The 25,679-nt window shown below is 72.3% G+C and carries 26 protein-coding genes and 1 pseudogene; 7 read left to right on the plus strand and 20 right to left on the minus strand.

The window, feature by feature from the left end; all coding sequences use genetic code 11:
• Positions 1-168 precede the first annotated feature (168 nt).
• Positions 169-1,377 carry a DUF5685 family protein gene (locus HW130_RS20520; protein WP_177151106.1) on the minus strand — a complete coding sequence of 403 codons (1,209 nt, stop codon included), beginning with the start codon at positions 1,375-1,377 and terminating at the stop codon, positions 169-171.
• Between the two features lie 291 nt (positions 1,378-1,668).
• Between HW130_RS20520 and HW130_RS20525 the strand changes: the two genes are divergently transcribed.
• Positions 1,669-2,103: a cell division protein SepF gene (locus HW130_RS20525; RefSeq protein WP_177151107.1), complete on the plus strand. Its 435-nt coding sequence runs from the start codon at positions 1,669-1,671 to the stop codon at positions 2,101-2,103.
• A gap of 89 nt (positions 2,104-2,192) precedes the next feature.
• On the opposite strand, the gene HW130_RS20530 is transcribed toward HW130_RS20525, so the two are convergent.
• Together HW130_RS20530 and HW130_RS20535 are read right to left on the minus strand one after the other, a co-directional pair.
• Positions 2,193-3,383: an acyl-CoA dehydrogenase family protein gene (locus HW130_RS20530; RefSeq protein WP_177151108.1), complete on the minus strand. Its 1,191-nt coding sequence runs from the start codon at positions 3,381-3,383 to the stop codon at positions 2,193-2,195.
• A 200-nt stretch (positions 3,384-3,583) separates the two neighbouring features.
• Entirely contained in the window at positions 3,584-5,242 is a 1,659-nt protein-coding gene (locus HW130_RS20535) for an MFS transporter (protein ID WP_177151109.1), read from the minus strand.
• A gap of 434 nt (positions 5,243-5,676) precedes the next feature.
• Here HW130_RS20535 and HW130_RS20540 point away from each other — a divergent pair, with 434 nt between their 5' ends.
• On the plus strand, positions 5,677-6,696 hold the full coding sequence (locus HW130_RS20540) for a phosphatase PAP2 family protein (protein ID WP_177151110.1): 1,020 nt from the start codon (positions 5,677-5,679) through the stop codon (positions 6,694-6,696).
• Positions 6,697-6,769: 73 nt separating this feature from the next.
• On the opposite strand, the gene HW130_RS20545 is transcribed toward HW130_RS20540, so the two are convergent.
• The 4 genes from HW130_RS20545 to HW130_RS20560 form a co-directional block, all read right to left on the minus strand.
• Positions 6,770-6,985 (minus strand): I78 family peptidase inhibitor, encoded by a 216-nt coding sequence (locus HW130_RS20545; RefSeq protein ID WP_177151111.1) that lies wholly within the window; start codon positions 6,983-6,985, stop codon positions 6,770-6,772.
• 262 nt (positions 6,986-7,247) lie between these two features.
• The gene (locus HW130_RS20550; protein WP_177151112.1) at positions 7,248-8,258 is read right to left on the minus strand and encodes a YafY family protein; all 1,011 of its coding nucleotides are present in this window, start codon (positions 8,256-8,258) and stop codon (positions 7,248-7,250) included.
• A gap of 74 nt (positions 8,259-8,332) precedes the next feature.
• On the minus strand, positions 8,333-9,124 hold the full coding sequence (locus HW130_RS20555) for a hypothetical protein (RefSeq protein WP_177151113.1): 792 nt from the start codon (positions 9,122-9,124) through the stop codon (positions 8,333-8,335).
• Entirely contained in the window at positions 9,121-10,407 is a 1,287-nt protein-coding gene (locus HW130_RS20560) for a glycosyltransferase family 4 protein (protein ID WP_177151114.1), read from the minus strand. The genes HW130_RS20555 and HW130_RS20560 overlap by 4 nt, the downstream gene beginning before the upstream one ends.
• Positions 10,408-10,647: 240 nt before the next feature.
• Between HW130_RS20560 and HW130_RS20565 the strand changes: the two genes are divergently transcribed.
• Together HW130_RS20565 and HW130_RS20570 are read left to right on the plus strand one after the other, a co-directional pair.
• Complete coding sequence (locus tag HW130_RS20565; RefSeq protein WP_177151115.1) at positions 10,648-11,427, plus strand: hypothetical protein; 780 nt, start codon at positions 10,648-10,650, stop codon at positions 11,425-11,427.
• Between the two features lie 256 nt (positions 11,428-11,683).
• The gene (locus tag HW130_RS20570) at positions 11,684-11,989 is read left to right on the plus strand and encodes a hypothetical protein (protein ID WP_218183769.1); all 306 of its coding nucleotides are present in this window, start codon (positions 11,684-11,686) and stop codon (positions 11,987-11,989) included.
• 62 nt (positions 11,990-12,051) lie between these two features.
• Here HW130_RS20570 and der read toward each other — a convergent pair whose 3' ends face one another.
• The 4 genes from der to HW130_RS20590 all read right to left on the minus strand — a co-directional run bounded on the left by der (position 12,052) and on the right by HW130_RS20590 (position 16,124).
• On the minus strand, positions 12,052-13,500 hold the full coding sequence (gene der, locus HW130_RS20575; protein ID WP_177151117.1) for a ribosome biogenesis GTPase Der: 1,449 nt from the start codon (positions 13,498-13,500) through the stop codon (positions 12,052-12,054).
• A 61-nt stretch (positions 13,501-13,561) separates the two neighbouring features.
• Positions 13,562-14,245 (minus strand): lysophospholipid acyltransferase family protein, encoded by a 684-nt coding sequence (locus HW130_RS20580; RefSeq protein WP_177151118.1) that lies wholly within the window; start codon positions 14,243-14,245, stop codon positions 13,562-13,564.
• Positions 14,203-14,886, minus strand: a complete 684-nt coding sequence (gene cmk / locus HW130_RS20585) for a (d)CMP kinase (protein ID WP_177151119.1) — start codon at positions 14,884-14,886, stop codon at positions 14,203-14,205. Before cmk ends, HW130_RS20580 begins: the two co-directional genes overlap by 43 nt.
• A 152-nt stretch (positions 14,887-15,038) precedes the next feature.
• The gene (locus HW130_RS20590; RefSeq protein ID WP_177151120.1) at positions 15,039-16,124 is read right to left on the minus strand and encodes a prephenate dehydrogenase; all 1,086 of its coding nucleotides are present in this window, start codon (positions 16,122-16,124) and stop codon (positions 15,039-15,041) included.
• Positions 16,125-16,283: 159 nt separating this feature from the next.
• Between HW130_RS20590 and HW130_RS20595 the strand changes: the two genes are divergently transcribed.
• The 3 genes from HW130_RS20595 to HW130_RS20605 all read left to right on the plus strand — a co-directional run bounded on the left by HW130_RS20595 (position 16,284) and on the right by HW130_RS20605 (position 17,910).
• Positions 16,284-16,616, plus strand: a complete 333-nt coding sequence (locus tag HW130_RS20595) for a DUF952 domain-containing protein (RefSeq protein WP_177151121.1) — start codon at positions 16,284-16,286, stop codon at positions 16,614-16,616.
• Positions 16,617-16,749: 133 nt separating this feature from the next.
• Positions 16,750-17,199 carry a Rieske (2Fe-2S) protein gene (locus tag HW130_RS20600; protein WP_177151122.1) on the plus strand — a complete coding sequence of 150 codons (450 nt, stop codon included), beginning with the start codon at positions 16,750-16,752 and terminating at the stop codon, positions 17,197-17,199.
• 30 nt (positions 17,200-17,229) lie between these two features.
• Complete coding sequence (locus HW130_RS20605; protein ID WP_177151123.1) at positions 17,230-17,910, plus strand: DNA polymerase beta superfamily protein; 681 nt, start codon at positions 17,230-17,232, stop codon at positions 17,908-17,910.
• Positions 17,911-17,919: 9 nt separating this feature from the next.
• Here the strand turns inward: HW130_RS20605 and HW130_RS20610 are convergent, their stop codons facing one another.
• The 9 genes and pseudogenes from HW130_RS20610 to HW130_RS36015 all read right to left on the minus strand — a co-directional run bounded on the left by HW130_RS20610 (position 17,920) and on the right by HW130_RS36015 (position 25,481).
• Entirely contained in the window at positions 17,920-18,777 is an 858-nt protein-coding gene (locus HW130_RS20610; RefSeq protein WP_177151124.1) for a DNA polymerase beta superfamily protein, read from the minus strand.
• Between the two features lie 3 nt (positions 18,778-18,780).
• Positions 18,781-19,791, minus strand: coding sequence for an ADP-ribosylglycohydrolase family protein (locus HW130_RS20615; protein WP_177151125.1), 1,011 nt, complete (start codon positions 19,789-19,791; stop codon positions 18,781-18,783).
• Positions 19,788-20,507 (minus strand): NUDIX domain-containing protein, encoded by a 720-nt coding sequence (locus HW130_RS20620; protein ID WP_177151126.1) that lies wholly within the window; start codon positions 20,505-20,507, stop codon positions 19,788-19,790. Before HW130_RS20620 ends, HW130_RS20615 begins: the two co-directional genes overlap by 4 nt.
• An 83-nt stretch (positions 20,508-20,590) precedes the next feature.
• Positions 20,591-20,779: pseudogene (locus tag HW130_RS20625) on the minus strand (nicotinamide riboside transporter PnuC); the annotation flags it as partial.
• Between the two features lie 90 nt (positions 20,780-20,869).
• Positions 20,870-21,976, minus strand: coding sequence for a pseudouridine synthase (locus HW130_RS20630; protein WP_177151127.1), 1,107 nt, complete (start codon positions 21,974-21,976; stop codon positions 20,870-20,872).
• Entirely contained in the window at positions 21,976-22,581 is a 606-nt protein-coding gene (gene scpB, locus HW130_RS20635; protein ID WP_177151128.1) for an SMC-Scp complex subunit ScpB, read from the minus strand. The genes HW130_RS20630 and scpB overlap by 1 nt, the downstream gene beginning before the upstream one ends.
• Complete coding sequence (locus tag HW130_RS20640; RefSeq protein ID WP_177151129.1) at positions 22,578-23,726, minus strand: segregation/condensation protein A; 1,149 nt, start codon at positions 23,724-23,726, stop codon at positions 22,578-22,580. Before HW130_RS20640 ends, scpB begins: the two co-directional genes overlap by 4 nt.
• Before the next feature lie 52 nt (positions 23,727-23,778).
• A complete protein-coding gene (locus tag HW130_RS20645) occupies positions 23,779-24,330 on the minus strand; it encodes a hypothetical protein (protein ID WP_177151130.1) in 552 nt (183 codons plus the stop codon).
• On the minus strand, positions 24,315-25,481 hold the full coding sequence (locus tag HW130_RS36015) for a ParA family protein (protein ID WP_177151154.1): 1,167 nt from the start codon (positions 25,479-25,481) through the stop codon (positions 24,315-24,317). Before HW130_RS36015 ends, HW130_RS20645 begins: the two co-directional genes overlap by 16 nt.
• Between the last annotated feature and the right edge of the window lie 198 nt (positions 25,482-25,679).

Below are 25,679 nucleotides of genomic sequence, written 5' to 3' on the forward strand. Positions count from 1 at the left end.
CCCGCTCCGGGCGGGGGGGCCGGGTCCTCCGGGGACCCGGACGCACTTCACCGCGCTTCGCGCGAGTTCCAGCGCTCTACGTCCGGGCACCCCCTCCTCCGCCCCCGGCCCCCTCCTGCCGGGCATGCGTCGGCCGGCCACCGACTACCGGCCGGCCGACGGGTGCGTTCAGCAGTCGCAGCCGCACCCGTCGCAGCAGCAGCTGTCTCCGCAGTTGCTGCAGCAGTCACAGCAGCTGCAGCAGTCACCGCAATTGCTGCAGTCGCACTGATTGCACAGCCCCTCTCGCCGCTCCCGGCTCCACGGGTCCTCGAAGGTGCCACAGCACATCTGGCAGGTGCAGGCCAGACCGGCCCACACCAGGCAGCCGGCTATGAGCCCCCGGCGGTCGCGCCGCGGCGGCTCGGGCGGCAGCGGTCCGCCGGGGCCGCCCGGGCCGCCGGGGCCGGGGGCGTACGGATTGCCGGGGCCATACGGACTGCCGGTGCCCGGCGCGTACGGACCGGGCTGGTGCGAGCAGGTCGTGGTGCCGAAGGACCGGTCGACGGAGTTGCGCAGTTCGTGCGCGAGCAGCACATGCACGAGCTTGTCGTCGACGAAGTCGGCGTCGCGCAGGGCGAGCCGGATGCCGTGCACGGCGTCGTCGGCGAGGCGGCGGGCCTCGGCGTGCGAGGTGCCCGTGGCCGTCAGCGGGTTCCAGGCGCCCGACGCATCGTCAGCCTCCTTGTCCTCCACGGCGTCCAGCAGATGCGCGAGCCGTCCGAAGAGCCGGCCGGCCTCGGCGAGCGGCTCCTTGTTCTGCGGTCGGCCCGCGAGCACCGCGGTGTGGGCGAACGCCTCCGCAGTCGCCGTCTCGGTCGGCTCGGTGACGGTGAGCAGCGAGGTGCCCGGGCCTGCCAGCGCCTCGATCCCGGTCTGCCGGTCGACGGCGTCGACGAGGACGGCCGTGTCGAAGCCGAGTGCGGCGCCCGAGCGTGCGCCCGCCCTGTCCCAGCCCGCGGCGACGCGCCGGGCGGCAGCGGCCACCGGCCTGCGGGCCAACACGCCGTCCCTGTCGGCGACGTGGTCGCGGACCTTCGCCGAGGCGAGCACGAGGGAGACGGCCGCGGCGAGCCTCGCGCCCTCGCCCCGGGCGACGGGCGCGGTGCGCATGGCGCGCAGCGGGCAGGGCCCGGCGGTGCGGCGCTGTGCGGGGGTGCGCTGGGTCTGAGCCTCCGTCAGGACCGAGACGATCAGGCCGTCATAGTTCGTCACGATGCGGGCGAACTGGCCGTGGTCGGCGCGAAGCGCCAGGCACAGCCCGCACAGATGCGCCATCCACTCGGTCTTCAGCGCGTCACCGAGCCGGTGCGAGCACGGCCGGACTATTCCGAACAAGAAGGTCCCCCGGGAGTCGTTCGACAGATCGGGGGCAATCGTACCGACGGGCCGTTCACCCGTACGTCCCCAACGTCACCCGTCTGGTCCGACTTTTATATTTTGATCCCCTCATGGCCCCTGTGCAGCAGGAACCTTGACGAATCGCCACATCTTCTGCACCAGTACCGTCACGAATCCTCTGCGCGGCGGCTATCGACTTGGCGCGCGATCCGCATGATGGACGACCATAGGGGTGCGGAAACGACAGAGACCGCAGTGAGACCACTGCAGCAGCGGAAGGAGGCGTCCATGGGTTCGGTACGCAAGGCGAGCGCCTGGCTGGGACTCGTCGAGGACAACGACGGGCGTTACTACGACGACGAGTACACCGAGGGCGCGGAGACGGGTGACGCATGGGTCACCGACCCGCGGGTGCGCGTGGCCTCCGAATCCGCCCAGCAGGAGGGCCGTCGGATCGCCACGGTCTCCCCGGACGGCTTCCGGGACGCACGGGGCATCGGTGAGCTCTTCCGTGACGGCGTTCCCGTCATCGTGAACCTCACGGCGATGGAGTCCGCCGACGCCAAGCGCGTCGTGGACTTCGCCGCGGGCCTCGCCTTCGGCCTGCGCGGCTCGATCGAGCGCGTGGCGACGCGGGTCTTCCTGCTGACCCCCGCCGACACGCTGATCGTCAGCGGGGATCCCTCGGGTCGTTCGCAGGACGGTTTCTTCAACCAGAGCTGAGCGTGGGGGCTCCCCCAGACCTCGTCCAGGGGCACCCCCACCCAGCGGTAGCCGCGGGACTCGCCGGTCGGCCCTCTCCGGTGTCCGGTCTACCGGAAGGCGTCGAGGCCGGTGAGCGCCTTGCCCAGCACGAGCTGATGCATCTCGACGGTGCCCTCGTAGGTGAGCACCGACTCGAGGTTGGTCGCGTGCCGCATGACGGGGTACTCCAGGGAGATCCCGTTCGCGCCGAGGATGGTGCGCGAGGTGCGGCAGATCTCGATCGCCTCGCGCACGTTGTTGAGCTTTCCGAAACTGACCTGCTCCGGCCGGAGCCGCCCGGCGTCCATCCGCCTGCCCAGGTGGTGGGCGAGCAGGATGCCCTTGTGCAGCTCGACGGCCATGTCGGCGAGCTTGGCCTGGGTGAGCTGGAAGCCGCCGATCGGCCGGCCGAACTGTTCGCGCGTCTTCGCGTACTCCACCGCCGCCTCGAAGCTGGAGCGCGCGGCACCCATCGCACCCCACACGATCCCGTAGCGGGCGTGGCTCAGACAGCTGAGCGGTCCGCGCAGGCCGGTGACCTCCGGCAGCACCGCGTCGGCGGGCAGGCGCACGTCGTCCATGACGAGTTCGCTCGTCACGCTCGCGCGCAGCGACCACTTGTGCTTGATCTCGGGCGCGGAGAAGCCGGGGCTGTCGGTGGGCACGGCGAAACCGCGGATGCCCTCGTCCGTCTGTGCCCACACGACCGCGACGCCGGCGACGGAGCCGTTGGTGATCCACATCTTGCGGCCGGTGAGCACCCAGTCGGAGCCGTCGCGCTTGGCGTACGTGCGCATGGCGGCCGGGTCGGAGCCGTGGTCGGGCTCGGTCAGGCCGAAGCAGCCGATGGTCTCGCCCGCGGCCATGCCCGGCAGCCAGCGCTGCTTCTGCTCCTCGGAGCCGTAGCGGTGGATCGCGTACATGGCCAGGGAACCCTGGACGGACACGAGGGAGCGGATGCCGGAGTCGGCGGCCTCCAGTTCCAGGCAGGCCAGTCCGTACTGGACGGCCGTCGCGCCCGCGCACCCGTATCCGTCGAGGGACATGCCGAGCGCGCCGATGGAGCCGAGCTCCCGGGCCAGTTCGCGGATACCGGGCAGCTCGCCGCGCTCGTACCAGTCGGCGATGTGCGGCAGGACGCGGTCGGCCGCCCAGGAGCGGACGGTGTCGCGGACAGCGAGGTCCTCGGCGTCGAGCAGATCGTCGATGCCGAGCGGGTCGGCCGGGTCGAAGGGCGGAAGCTTCGAGGATGCGGACATGAGGTGGCCTCCGGCGGCTCTCCCGCAGCTCGGCGCTGCGGAACACTGGTGACGGATCTCGAAAACTAGCAATGCTAGTTACGACGGGAGCGACGTTACGGCCCAGTCTCCCGCGCGTCCAGAGCCACCGGCCCCCACGGCGTGCCCCTGTCCGAAGCCGACGAAATCCGCAGCACCGACGCACCCGGGAACGGGCCGGGTCAGGCCGGGCTCTCGGGCCTGCGACCGGCCGGGACGGGCTCGGCGGTCGCGATCGTGCGGCGCGCGGCGGGCACCTCCGGGCGGCGGGCCGCCGGGACGTCCGCTTCGCGGCGGCCCTCCGGCGCACACTCCATCACCCGCGGCAGCCGCAGTGCGGCGAACGCGCCGATGAGCAGGAGACCTGCGCTGACCAGGAGCGTGACGTGCAGACCGTTCACGAAGGAGTGCCGCGCGGTGGTGCGCAGCAGGTCACCGACGGGGCCGCCGATGCGCTCGGCCTCCTGGTAGGCCTCGCCGAGCGAGTGCGCGGCGGCGGAACTCGCGGACGCGGGCACCCCGGCGAGGGAGGCCACGGACGGTCCGTACGCCGCGTTCATCACGCTGCCGAGCAGCGCGATGCCCATGCCGGCGCCGAGCTGGTAGGAGGTCTCGCCGATGGCGGCCGCTCCCCCGGCCTGCTCGGGCGGCGCCTCGCTGAGCATCGACTCGTACGCGGCGAAGAGCGTGGTCTGCAGACCGAAGCCGAGCAGGACGAAGCCCCCGGTGAGCAGCAGCGGCCGGTCGTGCTGCCCCATCAGGACGAGCAGCAGTACGGCGGCGGCCGTGAGGACGAAGCCCCAGCCGACCATCCGGCGCGGCCCGACGCGGCGCAGGGTGTACGAGCCCGTGGCGCCCGCGGCCATCGCCGCGAAGGTCAGCGGCAGCAGGCGCAGCCCGGTCTCCAGGGGGCTGAGCCCGAGGACCAGCTGAAGGTACTGGACCGCTATCAGCTCCAGGCCGACGAGCGCCAGCATCGCGAGGACGATGCAGCCGACGGAGGTCGAGAAGGCGGGCCGGGCGAACATGCGCATGTCGATGAGCGGGTGCTCGCGCCGCTTCTGGCGGCGCACGAAGACCACGAGCAGGACGGCGCCGACGAGCAGCGGCCCCACGGTCCTGATGTCGAGCAGTCCCTCGCCGGCGCCCAGCCGCTTGACCCCGAGGACCATTCCCAGCACGCCGGCCGCGGCCATCAGCGCGCCGAGCACGTCCCAGGGACCGTCGTGCCCGCCGCGGGACTCGGGCAGGAGCCAGCGGCCGACGGGCAGGATCAGGGCCATCAGCGGAATGTTGACGAGGAAGACCGAGCCCCACCAGAAGTTCTCGACGAGGAAGCCGCCGAGCACCGGTCCGGTGGCGGCGCCCACCGCGGCGACCGCGGTCCAGATGCCGATGGCCGTAGCCCGCTCGCGCCGGTCGGGGAAGACGGCCCGCAGGATCGAGAGCGTCGCGGGCATGATCATCGCGCCGCCGACGCCCAGCAACGCGCGGGCGCCGATCAGCACCTCGGGGCTGGGCGCGAAGGCGGCGACGGCGGAGGCCAGGCCGAAGAGGCCGTAGCCGATGAGCAGCAGCCGTCTGCGTCCGACCCGGTCGCCCAGCGTGCCGAACATGATCAGCAGCGAGGCGCAGACGAGGGGATAGGCGTCCACGACCCACAGCAGCTCGACGCCGCTCGGACGCAGGTCCTCCGTGACCGCGGGGACGGCGACGTGCAGGACGGTCGCGTCCAGGGCGACCAGCAGCAGGCTGACGCAGAGGACTATCAGGACGACCCAGCGGTTGGCACCGCCGCCGGCAGCGCGCAGGCGTGCCCCGGCCGTGGTCGTCACGGACATGTACGAACCTCCCAGTGAAGCCTCGCGCTCGGTGGACCGGCCGGGGACGGTGATGGTGGCTGGTCCCGCAGGGCGGCCCGGCATCGACGGGCGAGTGGCGCCAGCGTACGCGAGTTCCCGCGCGGTGCGCGTGGCCGATCTCTCACCTCCGCTCGGGGCCGGGTGTGGCGTACGCCACTCGCTCCGGCGCCCGGAGCGGATACGGAGCCGTTCTGAACGGCACGGAAATTCCACGCACTGCCCCGGTGAACCATTTCCGGCACCCGCCGGGAATGCCTGCGGGAAGACCGTCCGATAAATAGGGAACAAGGCCACCGGTCTTTCCTGGCGGGCCGTGAATTGAACGGGATCTGAGACAAACTCCACATCACATAGGCATCACGAAAGGAGTGGATCGGCCTATCCGGCCACTCACTCCCTGTAACGTCGATTGGGTGCGTACCGACATCTTTGCCCGGCTGGACCGGGAGCCGGAACCGCCGAAGATTGAGATCCCGCGGATGAGCCGCACACGTCTCGCGCTCTTCGGCGGGACGTCCGCGTTCTACGTGGCCATCGTGGTCGCCGTACTGGCGTCGACGTGGCTCGTCGCCCTGGACTGGAAGCTCATGCTCTTCCGTCCCTACGAGCAGTGGCCCGAGCAGCACGCGTTTCTCGACTACTTCGTCGTACTCGGCCAGCGCGGCCCGACGGCCGTCATGGTCGCGGCCTGGCTGGGCTGGCGCTCCTGGCGTCAGCACACCCTCCGGCCCCTGCTGGCGCTCGGCGCGGCCCTGCTGCTGCTGAACGTCACCGTGGGCGCGGTCAAGATCGGACTCGGCCGGCTCGGCCCCCACTACGCGACGCAGATCGGCTCGGCCGAGCTCTTCGCCGGCGGCGATATATTTCCTTCCGGACATACCGCCAATGCCGTGGTGACCTGGGGCATTCTGGCCTATCTCGCCACCACGCCCAGGGCCCGCCGGTATCTGTCGGCCCTGTCGGCCGTGGTCTCCCTGGGCGTGGGGCTGACCACCGTGTACCTCGGTACGCACTGGCTGAGCGACGTCCTGCTCGGCTGGGCCGCGGGACTGCTGATCCTGCTGGGACTGCCCTGGTGCGAGCCGGTCATCGTCCGCGCCGAGCGGTTCGTCCTGGGCCTGCGGGACCAGTGGCGCTCGCGCCGGACGCTGTCGCCCTCCCGGCCCGTCGCGGCGGGCGGCCCGCGGCAGGCGGTGTTCCCGCTCCGGGTGCCCGCACCCGCGGCGGACGATCCGTCACGGGAGCCGGTGGCCGTTGTCGGCGGGAGCCGGCCCGGTTCACCGGCCGGTACGAGGACGACGACACACCCGGCCACGGCGCATCCGACGGCGACGCATCCGCAGCGCCCGCACACGGTGCGCTCCGAGCGCTCGCCGGTCACCGCGTCGGGCAGCAGACGCCCGCCGCACTCGCGGTCCGTCACGGGCGGCTGAGCGGGGACGGCCACGGGAAAGGTCCCGGCACATCGGTGCCGGGGCCTTTCGCGCGTCTGCCCCGGGGCGCCGGTCAGCCCTTCCAGCAGCGGATGACCACGTCGTCGCGCACCTCGAAGTTGAGCCGGCCCGCCACGTACTCCATCGTGATGATCGAGCCGGGGGGCAGCGCTCTGACGGTCGTCCAGCCGCGCTCGCGGGCCTGCTGCTCGGCCGCCCGCGCGCCGAGGCCGACATAGGAATCGGGCGCGTCGTCGGGCTGCTCGGGAGGTGTCGGTATGGGTGCCATGCACTCCACCGTAGGCGGCAGCGGACGGTGACGGAAGGCGGGAAGTCGATCACCCCAGCAGCCCCGGGTACCTCACCGGTCACGCTTCTGTCACAGGATCTCGACACCTGCCCGGAAGGGCTTCCGCGTGACCCCGTTCACCCGAACGGGCGCTCCTCGCGCGTTCTCCTGATAATTCAACCGAGCCATTGACGATCAAGCGGAATTTCCTCGCGGAATTACCGGAGCCACCGGCGGTCCGAATTGACACGGCAGGGAGAATTCACGACTCCCTCACAGAATCCCCATCATCCGTTCCCAGGCCGCGATCCGCCTCGTACGCCAGAGCACGCGAGAGGCGGTCGCGTACCTCCCGGACGCGATCGGTCAGCTCCGGCGGCTCCACCACCTCGAAGTCCACGCCCATCAGCATCACGTGGATCACCAGCACGTCCAGGCCGGTGGCACCGGTGCGCAGCAGGCAGTGCGACGCGTCGACGGGCTCCAGCACCCCGTCGGACGGCCCGATCGTCTGCGCCGCCCGCTCGGCGGAGGTGTGGAGTCTGATGACCGCGCGGGCCGCGTACGCCTTGGTGGAGACGCCCCGGGAGACATAGGCGGCCAGGTCGTCGGCAGGCGGCGTGCGCGGGGTGAAGCGCGGGCCGTGCGGCGGCTTCGGCGTGATCCGGTCCGCGCGGAACGTGCGCCAGTCCTCCCGGTCGACGTCCCAGGCCACCAGGTACCAGCGCCGTTCGGTGCACACCAGCCGGTGCGGCTCGACCGTGCGGCGGGTCGCGGAGCCGGCGTGGTCGAGGTACTCGAACCGCAGCCGTTCGCTGTCGCGGCAGGCGTTCGCGAGCTCCGTCAGGACGGACGGGTCGAGCCGGGCCTGCGGCGTCCGCAGCATCGGCACCGTGAAGGCGTTGAGCGCGCTCACCCGGCGGCGCAGCCGGCCCGGCAGCACCTGCTCCAGTTTGGCGAGGGCACGTACGGACGTCTCGCCGATGCCCTCGATGCCCTGGCCGGCCGCCGTGCGCAGGCCCACGGCGACGGCCACCGCCTCGTCGTCGTCGAGCAGCAGCGGCGGCAGCTCGGCGCCCGCCCCCAGCTGGTAGCCGCCGCCCGTGCCGGGGCTGGCGTTGACGGGATAGCCGAGTTCGCGCAGCCGGTCCACGTCACGGCGCACGGTGCGCGGCGTGACGCCGAGCCGTTCGGCGAGGTCGGCGCCCGACCATTCGCGATGGGCCTGCAGCAGAGAGAGCAGGCGCAGGAGTCGTGCCGAGGTCTCCAACATGCGGCCGAGTCTGCCAGCCCTTGCGGACAGGTCCTGTCCGCGGTGACTCTGCGTGCGCGCCCGGCGCGAGGACGTCAGCCCGCTGCGGTGACGCGCACGCAGAGGTCGTTGTCACCCGTGTAGCAGGGCGCGGCCAGACGGCTCTGCGTCCGCTGCTTCGGATAGACGAAGATGCCCTTCTTGTCCCAGACGTCGTCGAGTATGCGGGAGATCCTTATGCCCTCGGCGTCCGCCGCGGGCCGCAGCCACAGCTCCCACAGCTGCTCCTTGCCGCCCGGTGAGCCGGCGATCGGCGCGTACGGCAGCGTGAAGCCGAACGCGCGGCCCTGGCCGGTCACGGGTACCTCGTGGACCCGGCCGCCCGAGCTCAGGCGGGCCTCGGCCACCGCACCCTCACCGAGCGAGGCCCCGTACAGCAGTCCCTCCACGGACACCGTGCCCTGCCCGGGAGTGAGGCCGATGTCGCCGGCCTCCGCGTGCGGGGCGCGGACCCAGCAGCGGACCGCGAGCCCGCCCTGGGCCGTCGGATACGGGACCCGCACGGCGATCCGGTCCGCCTCGGGGACCAGGTCGACGAGGGCCCGCAGGTCGCGGACACCGGACTCGACGGGCTCCCCGGAGGCGGTGAGAACCTCCCACCGGCCCTCGGCCAGCTCGGTCGCGGCCGCCAGCACCGCCCGCGCCGTGCCGTCGCCCGCGTCGGTCAGCGGCAGCCGCACCTCGTCGCCGGAGCCGCCCCCGCCGGTGAGCCGCAGGACGAGCGCGGCGCCCGCTGCCACCGCCTCGAAGACGATGTCGCCCGATGCCTCGGCAACGCAGTCCGCCCGCGGGGTCCGCCGTCCGCCGGCCGTGCTGGACGTGCTCATGTGCTCTTCTTCCCTCGGCGGATCACGTCCGCGGCAACATAACGCAGGGAGTAGGCCCCGTCATAGAGCGCGCTTCTGCCGCGGTGCAGCGCCTCGCGCACCGCGCCGCTGCCCCTGCGCCGGGCGCCGCGGGCGACGAGTTCGGCGAACAGCGCCTCGTGCCGCTCGGCGATCCGCACCGGGTCGAACCGCGCGGAGGCGGCGAGCGCCGCCTGTCCGGTACGCCGCCGGAGCTCGTCGTCCTGGATGAGTTCGAGCAGCGCGGCGGCGAAGGCGTCGACGTCGCCGACCGGCACGAGCAGGCCGTCGGCACGGTCGTCGATGATCTCGCCCGGCCCGTGCGGGCAGTCGGTCGACACGACCGGGAGCCCGCAGCGCATGGCCTCCACGATGGTCATGCCGAAGGACTCCAGGGTGGACGTGACGGCCGCGACGGAGCCCTTGACCCACTCGGGCTCCAGCGGGTTCACCGTGCCCATGAGGAAGACATGGTTGTGCAGCCCGCGCTCCTCGATCAGGGCGCGCAGCGCCTTCTTCTCGTTGCCGGTCGCGTCCCCGCTGCCGTAGATCCGCAGCCGCCAGTCCGGGCGGACGGCGACCACCTTGGCGAAGGCCTCGACGAGCACGTCGTAGCGCTTGACGCGGGTGAGCCGGCCGGCCGCCACGACCCACTTGGCGCGGGAGTCCGCGGGTGGGACCTTCGGTGCGGGCACGCTGTTGGGCACCGCCTCGACACGGACGCCCGGGAGGTCGAGCCGCTCGCGGTAGGCGCGGGCATCGGCCTCGGTGACGGTGGTGATCGCGTCCAGGACCGCGTAGCGGTGGCCGATCTCCCGGCGCAGCCGGTAACCGTGGCTGTCCAGTGTCAGGTGCTCCTGGGCGATCCGCACGACACCGCGCGGCGCCTGCCGGGCGATGTGCACGTTGAGGCCGGGTCTGGTGCCGATCACGACGTCGGCGTCCAGCGACTCGAGGTGCGCCCCGATCCGCAGGTCGGTGAGGCGGCTGTACTGCTTGTGCCGGCCGTCGCCGCGCGGGAAGACCTTCGCGGGCCGCTTCGCGAGCGGGTCGTCGCCGTCGTAGCCGGGGCTCTTTCTGCGCAGGTCGACGAGGTGCTTCATGGTCACGCCCGCCGGAGCGCCCATCGTCGGCTCGTCGCGGTGGCGGAAGACGGAGACGATCTCGACGTCGTGCCGTTCGGCCAGCGCCTCGGCGAGATTGAACGTCGTGCGGATCGTTCCCCCGATGCCGTAGGCATTGTGAAGCAGAAATGACAAACGCATACGGCGCCACGTCCCCCTGATGTTCTTCGCTCCCCCGGGTCGGTGGGGGCCCCGGCTGAACTGTACTGGCCGGTCAGGGCCGGTACAGGAACCGGGGCGCCGTGCGGCGGTGGCCCGCGCCGCGCCCGTCCGGTGGCGATTCGGTGCCGCTTCACGCGTGACCCCTGCCGCATATCACCCGTTGACCCGTTATGAGCCGGGACCCGCCCGGCACACGTGATCAAGTCCGAGGAGCCTCCCGTGCCGCGCATGCTCGACGTCAGCGAGGACGTACGCGCCGAGATCGGCGACGAAGAAGCCGACCGGCTGCTCGCCGGCCACAACGCCCCGGGCAGCTACGACTGCACCTCCTGCCGCACCCCGGGCGACTCCGAGCAGGAACGCACCAGCACGGTGCTGTTCGTCGGGGAGGAGACCGCCGTTCTCGCCTTCGCCCACGCCACCTGCATCCCCTCTCAGGTCGTCCAGGTCGCCGAGGACCAGCTCCAGGGCGCCGTCCGGTCCATCACCGGCGAGGAGCCCCGGACTGCGGGCACAGCCCCCGAGCAGGCGGTGCTCGGTGTCACCAGCGGTCTGATCCTGATCAACGGGGAGCTGCATCCCGCGCTCGTGGTCGAGCCGACCGCACCCATCGCCCGTCCCGGCACCTCGGGCGCGGCCGGAGACGAGTTCCTCCCGCTCCTCCTCGAGCAGGGATTCCAGCCGGTCTCCGACGTGAACCAGGTGCCGGGGCAGCTGCCCGGCTGGTCGGTGCTGGTCGCCATGGGGCAACTGCACGCCGTGCTCCAGCCCGGTACGGGAGGCGGCGGCCAGGTCGCCTGGTGGCAGGCCCATCAGCCGCTCCAGGTCACGGACGGCTGGCGTACGGCGGCCAACAAGACGCACACGGTGCTGGTGTTCGCCGCACCGGTCGGCTCCATCGGTCAGCAGCCGCGCGAGGACCTGCTGCGCGACGCCCTGGAGAAGGCCGCGGCCAACGGGCGCCTGGTGGCCGCCGCGATGCCGCTCGCGGGCACCTGACCGTTCGGCGCCGATCCCCCGGTCGGCATGCCGCCCGCCAGGCCGCGACTCGGCCGAGCCCGGGCACGCGGACGTACGCCCGGAGGAGATCCCGCCCGGGCGCGCGTCCGTGTGCCCGGGCACGGCCGCAAGGGCCTTCGTCCCCCGGAAGAATGCAGCTGCTCCCAGCCCGCATCCGCAGGACCCCCGCGTCGTTGCAGGGTACGTGCACTCATACGACCCCTCCCGCCAGCCGTACCAGAGCCAGATTCCCGCGATGCGCCCGGCGCGTGACGGATCGGCGGGCCACTCGGCCACCCCGATCTACGACGCGCTGTACTCGGAGTACCTGAGGGCGTTCAAGGCGCTCCCGGGTGACCGCAGCGGCGAGGAGGACCTCCGATTCCGGGCCTTCGGGGCGATGGGACTGCACAGCGGCCGGGGCGGCTTCAGCGGAGACGGCGACCACACGGAGCATCGCAACACCTCCGCGCAGCAGGGCAATTGGCAGCCGTACTACCAGGTCGGCCGGCACAGCGCCCAGCCCGCCGCTCTGCCGCCGGCACCGCGCCGGGGGATGTGACCCGGCCCGCGACACGTCGAAGGGTGCCGTCGCCTGGCGACGGCACCCTTCGACGTGTCAGGTCACTTCTTGCGGCCGCGCTTCTCGCGCACCCGCACCGAGATGTGGATCGGCGTGCCCTCGAAGCCGAACTCCTCGCGCAGGCGGCGCTCGACGAAGCGCCGGTAGCCGTGCTCCAGGAAGCCGGAGGCGAAGAGGACGAACCGGGGCGGCTTGGTGCCCGCCTGCGTACCGAACAGGATGCGGGGCTGCTTGCCGCCGCGGATCGGGTGCGGGTGGGCGGCGACGAGCTCGCCGAGGAAGGCGTTCAGCCGGCCCGTGGGGACACGGGTCTCCCAGCCGGCGAGCGCGGTCTCGATCGCCGGGACCAGCTTCTCCATGTGGCGGCCGGTGAGAGCCGAGACGTTGACCCGCGGCGCCCAGGCGACCTGGCCGAGCTCGGTCTCGATCTCCCGCTCCAGGTAGTAGCGGCGCTCCTCGTCGAGGGTGTCCCACTTGTTGTACGCGATGACCATGGCCCGGCCCGCCTCGACGGCCATGGTGATGATGCGCTGGTCCTGGACGCTGATCGACTCGCTCGCGTCGATCAGGACGACGGCGACCTCCGCCTTCTCCACGGCGGCGGCGGTGCGCAGGGAGGCGTAGTAGTCCGCGCCCTCCTGGAGGTGGACGCGGCGGCGGATGCCGGCCGTGTCGACGAACTTCCAGGTGACACCGCCGAGTTCGATCAGCTCGTCGACCGGGTCACGGGTGGTGCCCGCCAGCTCGTTGACGACGACGCGCTCCTCGCGCGCGACCTTGTTCAGCAGGGAGGACTTGCCCACGTTCGGGCGGCCGATGAGGGCGATGCGGCGCGGGCCGCCGACCACGTTGCCGAAGGTCTGCGCCGGGGCGTCCGGCAGGGCCTCCAGAACGGCGTCGAGCATGTCGCCCGTGCCGCGGCCGTGCAGCGCGGAGACGGGGTGCGGCTCGCCGAGGCCCAGCGACCACAGGGCGGTGGCGTCGGCCTCGCCGCTCGGTCCGTCGACCTTGTTGGCGCACAGCACGACGGGCTTGCCCGCGCGGCGCAGAAGCTTGACGACGGCCTCGTCGGTGTCCGTGGCGCCGACCGTGGCGTCGACGACGAAGACGACCGCGTCGGCGGCCTCGATGGCGTACTCGGCCTGGGCGGCGACGGACGCGTCGATGCCGAGGACGTCCTGCTCCCAGCCGCCGGTGTCGACGACCTTGAAACGGTGCCCCGCCCACTCGGCCTCGTAGGTGACGCGGTCGCGGGTGACGCCGGGCTTGTCCTCGACGACGGCCTCACGGCGGCCGATGATGCGGTTCACCAGGGTCGACTTGCCGACATTGGGGCGGCCGACGACGGCGAGGACGGGCAGCGGGCCGTGGCCCGCCTCCTCGATCGCGCCCTCGACGTCCTCGACGTCGAAGCCCTCTTCCGCGGCGAGCTCCATGAACTCCGCGTACTCGGCGTCGCCGAGCGCTCCGTGGTCGTGCTGGTCGTTCATGAAGTCCGTTCCTCGTTCGTCACTGGGCCGCGAGCTCCGCAGCCCATTACTCAAGTCTGGCCTAGCGCCCGGTCAGGCGCTTTGCGTTTTCCAGGTGGGCGGTCAGCCGCTCCTGGATGCGTACGGTGGCCTCGTCCAGCGCCTTGCGCGTACGCCGTCCACCGCTGTCCCCGGCCTCGAAGGCGTCGCCGAAGACGACGTCGACCTTGCTGCGCAGCGGCGGGAGTGCCCGTATCAACCGTCCGCGGCGCTCCGTGCTTCCCAGTACGGCGACGGGCACGATGGGCGCGCCGCTGCGGACGGCGAAGTACGCGAGGCCCGCGCGCAGCGAGGCGAAGTCGCCCTCGCCCCTGGTGCCCTCGGGGAAGATGCCGAGGACGCCGCCGTTCTCCAGGACGCCCAAGGCGCCCGCGATGGCGGTGCGGTCGGCTGCCGTACGGTCCACCTTGAGCTGCCCGATTCCGGTCAGGAACGGGTCCAGGGGGCCGACGAACGCCTCTTTCTTGATCAGGAAGTGCACGGGCCGGGGGGCGGTGCCCATGAGCATCGGCCCGTCGATGTTGTGCGCGTGGTTCACCGCGAGGATGACCGGGCCGGCCGCCGGGACCCGCCAGGCGCCCAGGACGCGCGGCCTCCACAGTCCGTACATCAGGCCGATGCCGATGCCCCGCCCGACGGCCGCGCCCTTCTCCGAGGGGACGGTCACCTGGCGGCCCGCTTCTCCTCGACGAGGGTCACGACGCACTCGATGACCTGCTGGAGGGTGAGGTCGGTGGTGTCGACCTCGACCGCGTCGTCCGCCTTGGCGAGGGGGGAGGTCTTGCGGCTGGAGTCGGCCGTGTCGCGCTTGATGAGAGCCTCGCGGGTGGCGGCGACGTCGGAGCCCTTGATCTCGCCGCTGCGGCGGGCGGCCCGCGCCTCGGGCGAGGCGGTCAGGAAGATCTTCAGGTCGGCGTCGGGGAGGACGGTGGTGCCGATGTCGCGTCCCTCGACGACGATGCCCTTCTCGGCGGCCGCGGCGATGGACCGCTGCAGCTCGGTGATCCGGGTGCGCACCTCGGGCACGGCGCTCACGGCGCTGACCTTGGAGGTGACGTCCTGCGTACGGATGGGGCCGGCGGCGTCGAAGCCGTCGACGGTGATGGTCGGCGCGGCCGGATCGGTGCCGGACTCGATGACGGGCTTGTCGGCGACGGCGGCGACGGCGGCCGGGTCGGCGACGTCGATGCCGTTGCTGATCATCCACCAGGTGATCGCCCGGTACTGGGCGCCGGTGTCCAGGTAGCTCAGGCCCAGCGTTGAGGCGACGGCCTTGGAGGTGCTCGACTTGCCCGTGCCGGAGGGGCCATCGATGGCGACGATCACGGATTCCACGGTGTCGGACACCTTTCGGGTTCGCGGGAGAGGGCGGCGGGAGTGCCGAAGGCCCCGCCACAAGGTTACCGAGTGCCGGGCGACGTCTTTACCGGGCGGCGCCTTTGCCCGCCCCCGCCCCGGGCCCGGGATGGGGGCGGCCTGGGCGGCCCGGGCGGACCGCGCTACTGGCGGAGTGCCCAGCCGCGCTCGCGGAGGGAGGCGCTGAGGACCTGGGCCGCCGCCGGTTGCACCATCAGTTGCACGACGCCCGCCTGCTGGCCCGTCGCGTGTTCGATGCGGACGTCCTCGATGTTCACGCCCACCCGGCCCGCGTCCGCGAAGATGCGGGCAAGCTCGCCGGGCTTGTCGCTGATGAGGACCGCGACGGTCTCGTACGCCGCCGGTGCCGCGCCGTGCTTGCCGGGGACGCGGGCGCGGCCGGCGTTGCCGCGCCGCAGCACGTCCTCGATGCCCTCCGCACCGGTGCGCCGCTTGGACTCGTCGGCGGCCTGCAGCGCCCGCAGCGACTGGACCGTCTCGTCCAGGTCCGCGGCGACGCCGGCCAGCACGTCGGCCACCGGTCCGGGGTTCGCGGACAGGATGTCCAGCCACATCCGGGGGTCGGACGCCGCGATCCGGGTCACGTCCCGGATGCCCTGCCCGCACAGCCGTACGGCGGTGTCGTCGGCGTCCTCCAGGCGGGCCGCGACCATCGAGGAGATGAGCTGTGGGGTGTGCGAGACGAGGGCGACGGCGCGGTCGTGGGCGTCCGCGTCCATCACGACGGGGACGGCCCGGCACAGCGCGACCAGTTCCAGTGCGAGGTTCAGCACCTCGGTGTGGGTGTCGCGTGTGGGCGTGAGCACCCAGGGGCGGCCCTCGAAGAGGTCGGCGGTGGCCGCCAGGGGCCCGGAGCGCTCCTTGCCGGACATCGGGTGCGTACCGATGTACGCCGACAGGTCCGCGCCCAGCGCCTCCAGCTCGCGGCGGGGCCCGCCCTTGACGCTGGCGACGTCGAGGTAGCCGCGCGCGACGCCCGCGCGCATCGCCTCGGCGAGCGCGGTGGCGACGTGCGCGGGCGGCACCGCGACGACGGCGAGGTCCACAGGCCCCTCGGGCGGCTCGTCCGTGCCCGCGCCCAGCGCGGCGGCCGTGCGGGCCTGCGCCGCGTCGTGGTCGACGAGGTGCACCTCGACGCCGCGCCCCGCGAGAGCGAGCGCGGCGGACGTGCCGATCAGTCCTGTTCCGATGACGAGCGCGGTTCTCACTGGGCCATGTCCTTGCGGTGTCCTTGCCTGGGTGACGCGGAGCGGGGTGCGGCGTCTGGGGGCGGCTGCTGCGTTCAGCCTAGTCAGCGCGTCCGGGCCGGGCCGCGACGACCGCTCCCCGAGACGCCCGCGCCCCGGCGCCTGCGCTACAACTGGCGCATGCTCTTTCATGTCGTGCCGGTGGACGAGTGGACTGCCGACGTCGCCGGCCCGTACGCCCCGGCCTCCCTCACGTCCGAGGGCTTCGTGCACTGCTCCGCGGACGAGTCCGCCGCGCTCGCCGTCGCGGACGGCCCGTACCGCGACGTGGCGGACCTGCTGGTGCTGGTCATCGACGAGTCGCTGCTCACCGCCGAGGTCCGCTGGGAGGGCTCCCGGGACATGCTCTTCCCGCATGTGTACGGCCCGGTCGAGCGGGCGGCCGTGACCGGGGTGCTCGCCGTACGGCGGGACGAGGACGGCCACGCCCGGGAACTGACGCCCTGGGTCTGAACGCCCGGCGCTCTTCGGTGGGCCGGCGGACGGACATGCCTGCGCGGTTGCTTCACCACAGGTGCCGGGAGCGCAAGGATGCTGGTGCCCCGGTGGTCGGGGCGAGAAGCGTTCCGAACCGAGGGAGAGTGACATGGACACGCGCCGAAGGTCGGTCCTGGCGGCGGGAGCGGCGGGAGCCGTCGCGCTGGTGACGGGCTGCGGGGAGGGAGACGGGGGCGACGCGTCCACGCCCCAGGACCCCGCGGAGGGGGCCACGACACCGACGGACGGCGCGTCGGCTCCGGCGCCGGCCGGCGAGGAACTGGCCAGGACCGCGGACATCCCGGTCGGCGGCGGAACCGTCTTCAAGGAGCAGGAGGTCGTGGTGACTCAGCCGGCGGCCGGGCAGTTCAAGGCGTTCTCCGCGATCTGCACGCATCAGCGGTGCACCGTGGGCTCGGTCAGCGACGGTCTCATCAACTGCCCCTGTCACAACAGCAAGTTCCGCATCGAGGACGCCTCGGTCGCGGCGGGCCCGGCGACGCGGCCGCTGCCGGCGAAGCAGATCACCGTCGAGGGGGACTCCATCCTGCTCATGTGACCGCCGGCGCGGTGTCGTAGCCTCGCGCGCATGACTCCAGAGGCTCTCGTCCGCGATCACACGATCTACTCCTGTGTCATGGGGTCGCGGGCGTTCGGACTGGCGACGGAGTCGAGCGACACGGACCGCCGCGGGGTCTTCCTGGCCCCGACCGCGCTGTACTGGCGGTTCGCCAAGCCGCCGACGCACGTGGAGGGCCCGGCGGAGGAGCAGTTCTCGTGGGAGCTGGAGAGGTTCCTCGAACTTGCCCTGCGCGCCAACCCGAACATCCTGGAGTGCCTGCACTCCCCGCTCGTCGAGCACGTCGACGACACGGGCCGCGAACTGCTCTCCCTGCGCGGAGCGTTCCTTTCCCGCCGGGCGCACGAGACGTTCGTGCGGTACGCGGACGGGCAGCGCAGAAAGCTGGAGGCCGACGTACGGCAGTACGGCACGCCCCGCTGGAAGCACGCCATGCACCTCCTCCGCCTGCTCACCAGCTGCCGCGACCTGCTGCGCACGGGCGAGCTGGTGATCGACGTCGGCGCCGACCGCGACCGGCTCCTGGAGGTCAGGCGGGGCGAGGTGCCGTGGGAGCGGGTCGAGTCGTGGATGACCCGCCTGTCCGAGGAGGCCGACTCGGCGGCCCCCACCACCCCGCTCCCACCGGAACCGGACCGCGCCCGGGTGGAGGACTTCCTGGTGCGGGCGCGAAGAGCGTCGACCGGGTGAGGCGGCGCGTCAGTACGTCTCTTCGGCCCGCTGGGCCGCCAAGGCGCCCGTGAGCGGTGTGCCCTCGGTGCCGCTGCGCACCCGCCGAAGGACCTCCATGGTGATGTCGGGGTCGTTCGCCATGCGCGTCCTGGTCACGAGCCGGCTCAGGGCTGCGAACGCGGACGGCTCGTCCGGGAGCTCCGTCCTGTCCTGCGATGCGTCCAGCGTCGCGTGGAGCGCCTCGACGTCCGTCCGGACCCGTGCCTCGTCGACGCCGGCGGCCGAGCCGTGCTCGGCCTCGGACTTCGCGGCGATCAGCTCCGGCACGTACCCCGGCGCGCGCACATGGCCGAGCAGTGTGGGCAGATGGGCCTCGACCTCGCCGCTGCGCATCGCGTGAATGCCGGTCAGCAGCGCGCGGAACGTGTACAGCAGCGGCTTGAGCTCGCCGGTCTTCTCGAACAGCCGCCACTGTGTCCCCGCGAAGCCGCGGTAGTGATGCGCGTGGTGACGTGTCAGTACACCGGGTGCCAGCGACACGAGCTCCGCGTGCGCCTCGGTCGTCACGACGACGAGCGGCGACAGCAGCTGCTCCAGCACATAGCCGTTGCGCCGCAGCATCAGCCGGACGAACTTGCGCAGGTCGTGCGTGACCAGGTCCATCTCGACGCCGTCGCGCTCCCACATCCGCGTGGTCGTCTCGTCCGGCTCGTGCAGTCCGACGAGATCGGCGATGGGCAGCAGATGCGCACCCCGCAGATCCACGTCCGAGTCCCGGGACGGGAATCCGTACAGATGCGCCCCGGAGACCGTGGCGAAGACGAGGTGGCCGGGCTGCGGCGGCACGGCCGTGGCGAGGTCGGTCAGGTCGAGCTGATCGGTCATGGATCAAGCGTCCCAGAGCGCCCCCAGAGCCAGCAGCTCCTCCCCGTACTCGATGCGCTCCGCCCACTCGTCCGGCCACGCGTCCGCTCCCAGGTGCGCGCCCGCGAAGGCGCCCGTCAGGCAGGCGAGCGAGTCCGAGTCGCCCCTGGTGCAGGCCGCGCGGCGGAGGGCCGTCAGGGGGTCCTCGGGGAACATCAGGAAGCACAGCAGCGATGTCGCCAGGGCTTCCTCCGCGATCCAGCCGTCGCCGGTCGCCAGGCACGGGTCCAGCTCCGGCTCGGCGGAGCGCAGCGCGGCCGCCAGCCGTTCCAGGATCTGCAGGCACTCGTCCCAGCCGCGGGCGATGAAGGCCTCGGGTGTCGGGTCGTGGGAGTACGTCCACAGGTCGCCGAGCCAGCGCTCGTGGTAGCGCCCGCGGTTCTCGTACGCGTACGAGCGCAGCTGTCCGACCAGGCCGGTCGGCTCCGCGCCCTGCGCCAGCAGGTGCACCGCGCGTGCCGTGAGGTCGCTCGCCGCGAGTGCCGTCGGGTGCCCGTGCGTGAGCCCGGACTGCAGTTGCGCGGCCCCCGCGCGCTGGTCCTCGTCGAGGCCGGGTACGAGGCCGATCGGCGCGACGCGCATGTTGGCGCCGCAGCCCTTGGAGCCGATCTCGCTCGCCGCCTGCCAGGGGCCGTCGCCGTCCAGCTTCCGGCAGGCCACCAGGCAGGTCCGGCCGGGGGCCCGGTTGTTCTCCGGCGAGTGGTACCAGTCGACGAACTCCTCGCGCAGCGGGCGCTGCAGACGGGAGGCGACCAGCAGCCCGCGCTCCGTGGCGCTGCGCAGGGCCCGGCCGAGCGCGAGCGTCATCTGGGTGTCGTCGGTCACGACGGCGGGCTTCGGCAGTGCCATCTCCCGCCACGGGCCGCACTTGGCCAGGATCGAGGGCACGTCATTGAACTCGGTGGGGAAGCCCAGCGCGTCCCCGAGAGCCAGGCCGACGAGTGATCCCGTGGCGGCCCGCTTGGCGGTGGTCATGGCTGCCGTCCTTCCGGTCGCAGGAGTGGTGGGTGCAGCGCACAGGCGGTGCCCGTCCGGTAGAGGGCGGCCGGCTTCCCCCGGCCGCCGGTGCGGCGCGGTCCGCCCTCGACGGCCTCGACGAAGCCGGGGGTGGCGAGGACCTTGCGCCGGAAGTTGGGCCGGTCGAGCTCGACGCCCCAGACCGTCTCGTACACCTGCTGCAGTTCGCCGAGCGTGAACTGCGGTGGGCAGAAGGCCGTGGCCAGGCAGGTGTACTCGAGCTTGGCGCCGATCCGGTCATGGGCGTCGGCGAGGATGCGGTCGTGGTCGAAGGCGAGCGGCCCGGCCCGGCCGAGGGGCGTCCAGCGGGCGTGGGCGGCGTCGCCGCCGCCGCGCGGTTCGGGCAGGCCCGGTACGAGTGCGGTGAACGCGACGGAGACGACGCGCATCCGCGGGTCGCGGTCCGGTTCGCTGTAGGTGCGCAGCTGTTCCAGGTGCAGTCCGGCCGCCGTGTGCCGGGACAGGCCGGTCTCCTCGGCCAGTTCGCGGCGGGCGGCCGCCTCGGCGGACTCGTCGGGCAGGAGGAATCCCCCGGGCAGCGCCCAGGCGCCGCGGTAGGGCTCCTGCCCCCGTTCGACGAGCAGGACGTGCAACTCGCCCTCGCGGACGGTGAAGACGGCGAGGTCGACGGTGACGGCGAAGGGCGGGAAGGCGGCCGGGTCGTAGCCCTGCATCAGCGCCGCTCCGGCATGGGGGTCCCCCCACGCCCGCAGGGCGTGGGGGGAGGACCGGCAAGGTGCCGGCCCTCGCCGATCGGTGTGCGTCGCACGGGCAGCGTGCCGGAACCTGATCCACCCCCGTGGGTCCAGGTCCACCCGCCGCCGGCGATGCCGATCGGCCCGTTCGCGTGCTGCCGGGCGACGAGCGAGACGCAGAGCGCGCCGCTGCCGAAGCCGAGTTCGACGACGTCCGCAGGAAGCCTCATGCCCACCCCCTTAATGGTCATCATGACTATAAACGTCTCGCGGTACGCGCCACAAGACGGCAAGAGCCCGCGACCGAGAACGGTCGCGGGCCCTTGCGGCGGTTTGCGCTGTTACAGACCGACTTCCTTCATCAGCATGCCGACCTCGGTGTTGGTCAGGCGGCGCAGCCAGCCCGACTTCTGGTCGCCGAGGGTGATCGGCCCGAAGGCGGTCCGCACGAGCTTCTCCACCGGGAAGCCCGCCTCGGCCAGCATGCGGCGCACGATGTGCTTGCGCCCCTCGTGGAGGACCACCTCGACCAGGTAGTTCTTGCCGGTCTGCTCGACGACCCGGAAGTGGTCCGCCCGGGCGTAGCCGTCCTCGAGCTGGATGCCGTCCTTGAGGCGCTTTCCGACCTCGCGGGGCAGGGGGCCCTGGATGGCGGCGAGGTACGTCTTCTTCACGCCGTACTTGGGGTGGGTGAGGCGGTGGGCCAGCTCGCCGTGGTTGGTGAGCAGGATGATGCCCTCGGTCTCCGTGTCGAGGCGGCCGACGTGGAACAGCCGCGTCTCACGGTTGGTCACGTAGTCGCCGAGGCACTGCCGGCCGTCAGGGTCCTCCATCGTGGAGACGACACCGGCGGGCTTGTTCAGCGCGAAGAACAGGTACGACTGGGTCGCGACGGTCAGGCCGTCGACCTTGATCTCGTCCTTCTCGGGGTCGACGCGGACGCCCTGCTCGATCACGATCTCGCCGTTGACCTCGACACGGCCGGCGTCGATCAGCTCCTCGCAGGCACGGCGGGAGCCCATGCCGGCGCGCGCGAGCACCTTCTGCAGCCGCTCGCCCTCCTGGTCCTCGAAGGTCTTGGGGGTCTTGATCTGCGGCTTGTTCTCGTACCGCTCGCGGTTGCGCTGCTCGGCGCGGGCCTCGTACTCGCGCGAGCGCGCCGGAGCGGTGCGGCCGCCGCCGCGCTGGGGGGACTGCTTCGGGCCGCCCTTGGCGCCGCCGCGGGCCGCGCCGCCGCGGCCCTTCTTCGGGCCCTCGGAAGGCGTGCCCACGTCGTAGCGGCGCTCCTCGGGACGGGGCTTGCGGGGCCTGCCCTGCTTGTCGTCGCGGTTGTTGCCGGCACCCCGGGGGTTGCCGCGCCCGCCGCTGCTGCCGCCGCGGCTGCCGCTGTTGCCACCACGGCTCCCGCCGTTGTTTCCGCTGCTGTTCCTGCCGCTGCTGCTTCGCATCAAAGTTCCGTCTTGTCGTCTGCGTCCTCACGATCCGGTGCATCCGGATCGAACGACGGGAGCCCTTCCTGCGTCTCCGCCTCGATCGCGTCCGCCTCGGGGAGGAAGGGCGCGAGCTCCGGGAGCTCGTCCAGGCCGCGCAGGCCCATCCGCTCCAGGAAGTAGTTCGTCGTCCTGTACAGGATCGCACCTGTTTCGGGTTCCGTGCCCGCCTCCTCGACCAGACCCCGCTGGAGGAGGGTGCGCATGACGCCGTCGCAGTTCACTCCGCGCACCGCGGAGACCCGTGAACGGCTGACGGGTTGGCGGTACGCGACGACCGCGAGCGTCTCCAGGGCGGCCTGCGTGAGCCGGGCGTGCTGGCCGTCGAGGACGAAGCGCTCGACGGCCGCGGCGTGCTCGGGGCGGCTGTAGAACCGCCAGCCGCCCGCGACGAGCCGCAGCTCGAATCCGCGCCCCTGCACCGTGTACTCGTCCGCGAGCTCCCGCAGGGCGTCCGCGACGGCCCTGCGGGGCTGCTCCAGCACCTTCGCGAGGTGCTCCTCGGTGGCCGGCTCGTCGACGACCATGAGGACGGCCTCCAGCGCGGGCTTGAGCTCGCTCACTCCTTCTCCTCCACAACCTGGTCGAACTCGTCGGTGACGGTCACCGCCGCGGCCCCGTCCCCGGCCGCCCACGTGACCGTGAGCTCCCCGAGCGCCTCCTCCTGATCCAGGACGAGGGCCTTCTCGCGGTACAGCTCCAGCAGCGCCAGGAAGCGCGCCACGACGGTCAGGGTGTCGTCGACGCCCTCGGTCAGCTCGCGGAAGGTGGCTCTGCCGCGCTCCCTGAGCAGGGCGACGACCACCTCGGCCTGCTCGCGGACGCTGACGAGGGGCGCGTGGATGTGGTCGACGTACACCTGCGGCTTGGGCTTCGGCTGCATCGCCTTGACGGCGAGCCTCGCGAAGCCCTCGGCCCCGATGCTGATGACGACGTCGGGCAGCAGCTCCGCGTGGTGCGGCTCCAGCCCCACGGTCCGTGGGAACCGCCGGGCCTCGTCGTCGAGCCTGCGGTCGAAGATCTCGGCGATCTGCTTGTACGCGCGGTACTGGAGCAGCCGCGCGAAGAGGAGGTCCCGCGCTTCGAGCAGCGCGAGGTCGGCCTCGTCCTCGACCTCGGCGGCGGGGAGCAGCCGGGCGGCCTTGAGGTCGAGGAGCGTCGCGGCGACGACGAGGAACTCGGTGGTCTGATCGAGGTCCCAGTCGGCGCCCATGGCCCGGATGTACGCCATGAACTCGTCGGTGACCTTGGAGAGGGCGACCTCGGTGACGTCGAGCTTGTGCTTGGCGATGAGCTGAAGGAGGAGGTCGAAGGGCCCTTCGAAGTTCGCAAGCCGCACGGTGAACCGCCCGTCACCGCCCCGCTCGGCCGGCGCCTCCCTGACCGCCCCGTCGGGACCCTCCGCCTCAGCGGCACCACCGGGAGCCACGCCCTCCGCCGCGGGCTCGCCCGCGTCACGCGGCGCACGCGTCTGGGGCGCCGGGGGCTCGCCCCCGGTTTCGGGAAGGGGCGGGGTGGGGGCAACCACCCCCGCCGCACGCTCCCCCACCTCACGCAGCGCACACGCCGGGGACTCGCCCGCGGGATCCGCCCCGGCCGGAGCCTCCGCCGCGGGCTCGCTCACGTCACGCGGCGCGGGCCCCGTGCCCGGACCGCGGCCCAGCGCGCGGCGGCGCGACGGGCGGGACGTTTCGTCGGTCGGGGGCATCGTGGTCCAGGACGGGGAGCGGCGCAGGCGGGCAGGCCCGCAGGCTACCGCGTCAGCGTCCGCGCAGACGCCGCACGAGGATGCTCGCGTCGCCGCGCTGCTCCAGGTCGGCCAGCACCACCGCCACCGCCTCGCGGACGATGCGCCCGCGGTCGACGGCCAGGCCGTGCTCGCCGCGCAGCACGAGCCGCGCGTGCTCCAGGTCCATCAGTTCCTCGGCCGAGACGTAGACCGTGATCTTCTCGTCGTGCCGTTCACGGCCACTGGGCCGGCGGTTGGCGCCGCGCCCACGTCGGCGCGTCGCACCGGCCGCCGGCTCCTCGCCCGCCGGCGCCCGGCGGCCCTTGGCCGCGCCCGGCGCCGCTTCCGCGACCTCCGTGCCCCGGCTGCGTTCCTCGACGGGAGCCTCCGCCTCGGCAGCCGCGGAGTGCTCCTGCGAACGGGACGACGGGGTGCCGTCCGCCGCCGGGTCGCTCTCCCCCGCCGGCGCCGGCACCCGCGGCTCACCGTTCGCCTGCCTGCGCGGGGTCGACGCCTGCAGCGCCGTGCCCCCGGTCGTACGGAACAGCTCGTCGGCCCCGGGCAGACTCACTCGGCGTGACACCGGGCGAGCACCTCCCTGGCGAGCTGGCGGTAGGCGGCGGCACCGACGGAGTTGGACGCGTACGTGGTGATCGGCTCACCGGCGACCGTGGTCTCCGGGAAGCGCACGGTCCGGCCGATCACCGTGTGGTAGACGTGGTCGTCGAAGGCCTCGACGACACGCGCCAGCACCTCGCGGCTGTGCACGGTCCGGGAGTCGTACATCGTGGCGAGGATGCCGTCGAGCTCCAGCTCGGGGTTGAGCCGCTCCTGGACCTTCTCGATGGTCTCGGTCAGCAGCGCGACACCGCGCAGCGCGAAGAACTCGCACTCGAGCGGCACGATCACCTTGTGAGCCGCCGTGAGCGCGTTGACGGTCAGCAGGCCGAGCGAGGGCTGGCAGTCGATCACGATGTAGTCGTAGTCGGACATCAGCGGCTTCAGCGCACGCTGCAGCGTCGACTCCCGTGCGACCTCGCTCACCAACTGCACTTCCGCGGCCGAGAGATCGATGTTGCTCGGCAGCAGGTCCATGTTGGGCACGGCGGTCTTGAGCAGCACCTCGTCCGCGGACATGCCGCGCTCCATCAGGAGGTTGTAGACCGTCAGGTCGAGCTCCATGGGGTTGACTCCGAGGCCCACGGACAGCGCGCCCTGCGGGTCGAAGTCGACGAGCAGCACCCGGCGTCCGTACTCAGCGAGTGCCGCGCCCAGGTTGATGGTCGATGTCGTCTTGCCGACGCCGCCCTTCTGGTTGCACATCGCGATGATCTTGGCGGGACCGTGATCGGTCAGCGGGCCCGGGATCGGGAAGTACGGCAGGGGGCGACCGGTGGGGCCGATCCGCTCGCGGCGCTGGCGGGCAGCGTCGGGCGCGAGGGTGGCCGCGTATTCGGGATCGGGCTCGTACTCGGCGTCGGGGTCGTAGAAGTGCCCTTCGGGGACTTCCTCGTAGGCGGCGAAGTGGGTGGACTCTCGGCCACTCTCGTTGCCGGCCATGGCGTTCACGTGTTGGCCGTCCATCATCTTCATCGTGTGGGGTGTCGTCATGTGCGTCGTGTGCTGGTGCGTCGCGAAGGGGCGGACAGCGACGGAGCCGACAGCCTCGAAACCGTTCGACGGGTCCTGGCCCGCAGAAGCCGTTCCTGGTTGACCACCCCCGGGAGTAAATATCGACTCATTCACAAGTCGTCTTACCTCCTTGGACGTGACCAGGAAACTTATCGATAGGTCAGCGTGGCACCATGCCGACGGTTGGCGACTCTATGGCGTGTCACCGGTCCGCAGCAACACAATCCGCCGGACCCGGCCCGATGTGTCGGCAATCGAACACCCCGCTGTCAAGGGCGCAGAGCCCTTTCCGCGTGCTCC

This window comes from Streptomyces sp. PKU-EA00015 (genome assembly GCF_013387495.1).
GTDB lineage: Bacteria > Actinomycetota > Actinomycetes > Streptomycetales > Streptomycetaceae > Streptomyces.

Coding starts and splice junctions, on each gene's coding strand:
- HW130_RS20525 (WP_177151107.1), top strand. CDS start 1,669: ATGGGTTCGGTACGCAAGGCGAGCGCCTGGCTGGGACTCGTCGAGGAC.
- HW130_RS20530 (WP_177151108.1), bottom strand. CDS start 3,383: ATGTCCGCATCCTCGAAGCTTCCGCCCTTCGACCCGGCCGACCCGCTC.
- HW130_RS20535 (WP_177151109.1), bottom strand. CDS start 5,242: ATGTCCGTGACGACCACGGCCGGGGCACGCCTGCGCGCTGCCGGCGGC.
- HW130_RS20545 (WP_177151111.1), bottom strand. CDS start 6,985: ATGGCACCCATACCGACACCTCCCGAGCAGCCCGACGACGCGCCCGAT.
- HW130_RS20550 (WP_177151112.1), bottom strand. CDS start 8,258: ATGTTGGAGACCTCGGCACGACTCCTGCGCCTGCTCTCTCTGCTGCAG.
- HW130_RS20555 (WP_177151113.1), bottom strand. CDS start 9,124: ATGAGCACGTCCAGCACGGCCGGCGGACGGCGGACCCCGCGGGCGGAC.
- HW130_RS20560 (WP_177151114.1), bottom strand. CDS start 10,407: ATGCGTTTGTCATTTCTGCTTCACAATGCCTACGGCATCGGGGGAACG.
- HW130_RS20570 (WP_218183769.1), top strand. CDS start 11,684: ATGCGCCCGGCGCGTGACGGATCGGCGGGCCACTCGGCCACCCCGATC.
- der (WP_177151117.1), bottom strand. CDS start 13,500: ATGAACGACCAGCACGACCACGGAGCGCTCGGCGACGCCGAGTACGCG.
- HW130_RS20595 (WP_177151121.1), top strand. CDS start 16,284: ATGCTCTTTCATGTCGTGCCGGTGGACGAGTGGACTGCCGACGTCGCC.
- HW130_RS20600 (WP_177151122.1), top strand. CDS start 16,750: ATGGACACGCGCCGAAGGTCGGTCCTGGCGGCGGGAGCGGCGGGAGCC.
- HW130_RS20605 (WP_177151123.1), top strand. CDS start 17,230: ATGACTCCAGAGGCTCTCGTCCGCGATCACACGATCTACTCCTGTGTC.
- HW130_RS20610 (WP_177151124.1), bottom strand. CDS start 18,777: ATGACCGATCAGCTCGACCTGACCGACCTCGCCACGGCCGTGCCGCCG.
- HW130_RS20615 (WP_177151125.1), bottom strand. CDS start 19,791: ATGACCACCGCCAAGCGGGCCGCCACGGGATCACTCGTCGGCCTGGCT.
- HW130_RS20620 (WP_177151126.1), bottom strand. CDS start 20,507: ATGCAGGGCTACGACCCGGCCGCCTTCCCGCCCTTCGCCGTCACCGTC.
- HW130_RS20630 (WP_177151127.1), bottom strand. CDS start 21,976: ATGCGAAGCAGCAGCGGCAGGAACAGCAGCGGAAACAACGGCGGGAGC.
- HW130_RS20640 (WP_177151129.1), bottom strand. CDS start 23,726: ATGCCCCCGACCGACGAAACGTCCCGCCCGTCGCGCCGCCGCGCGCTG.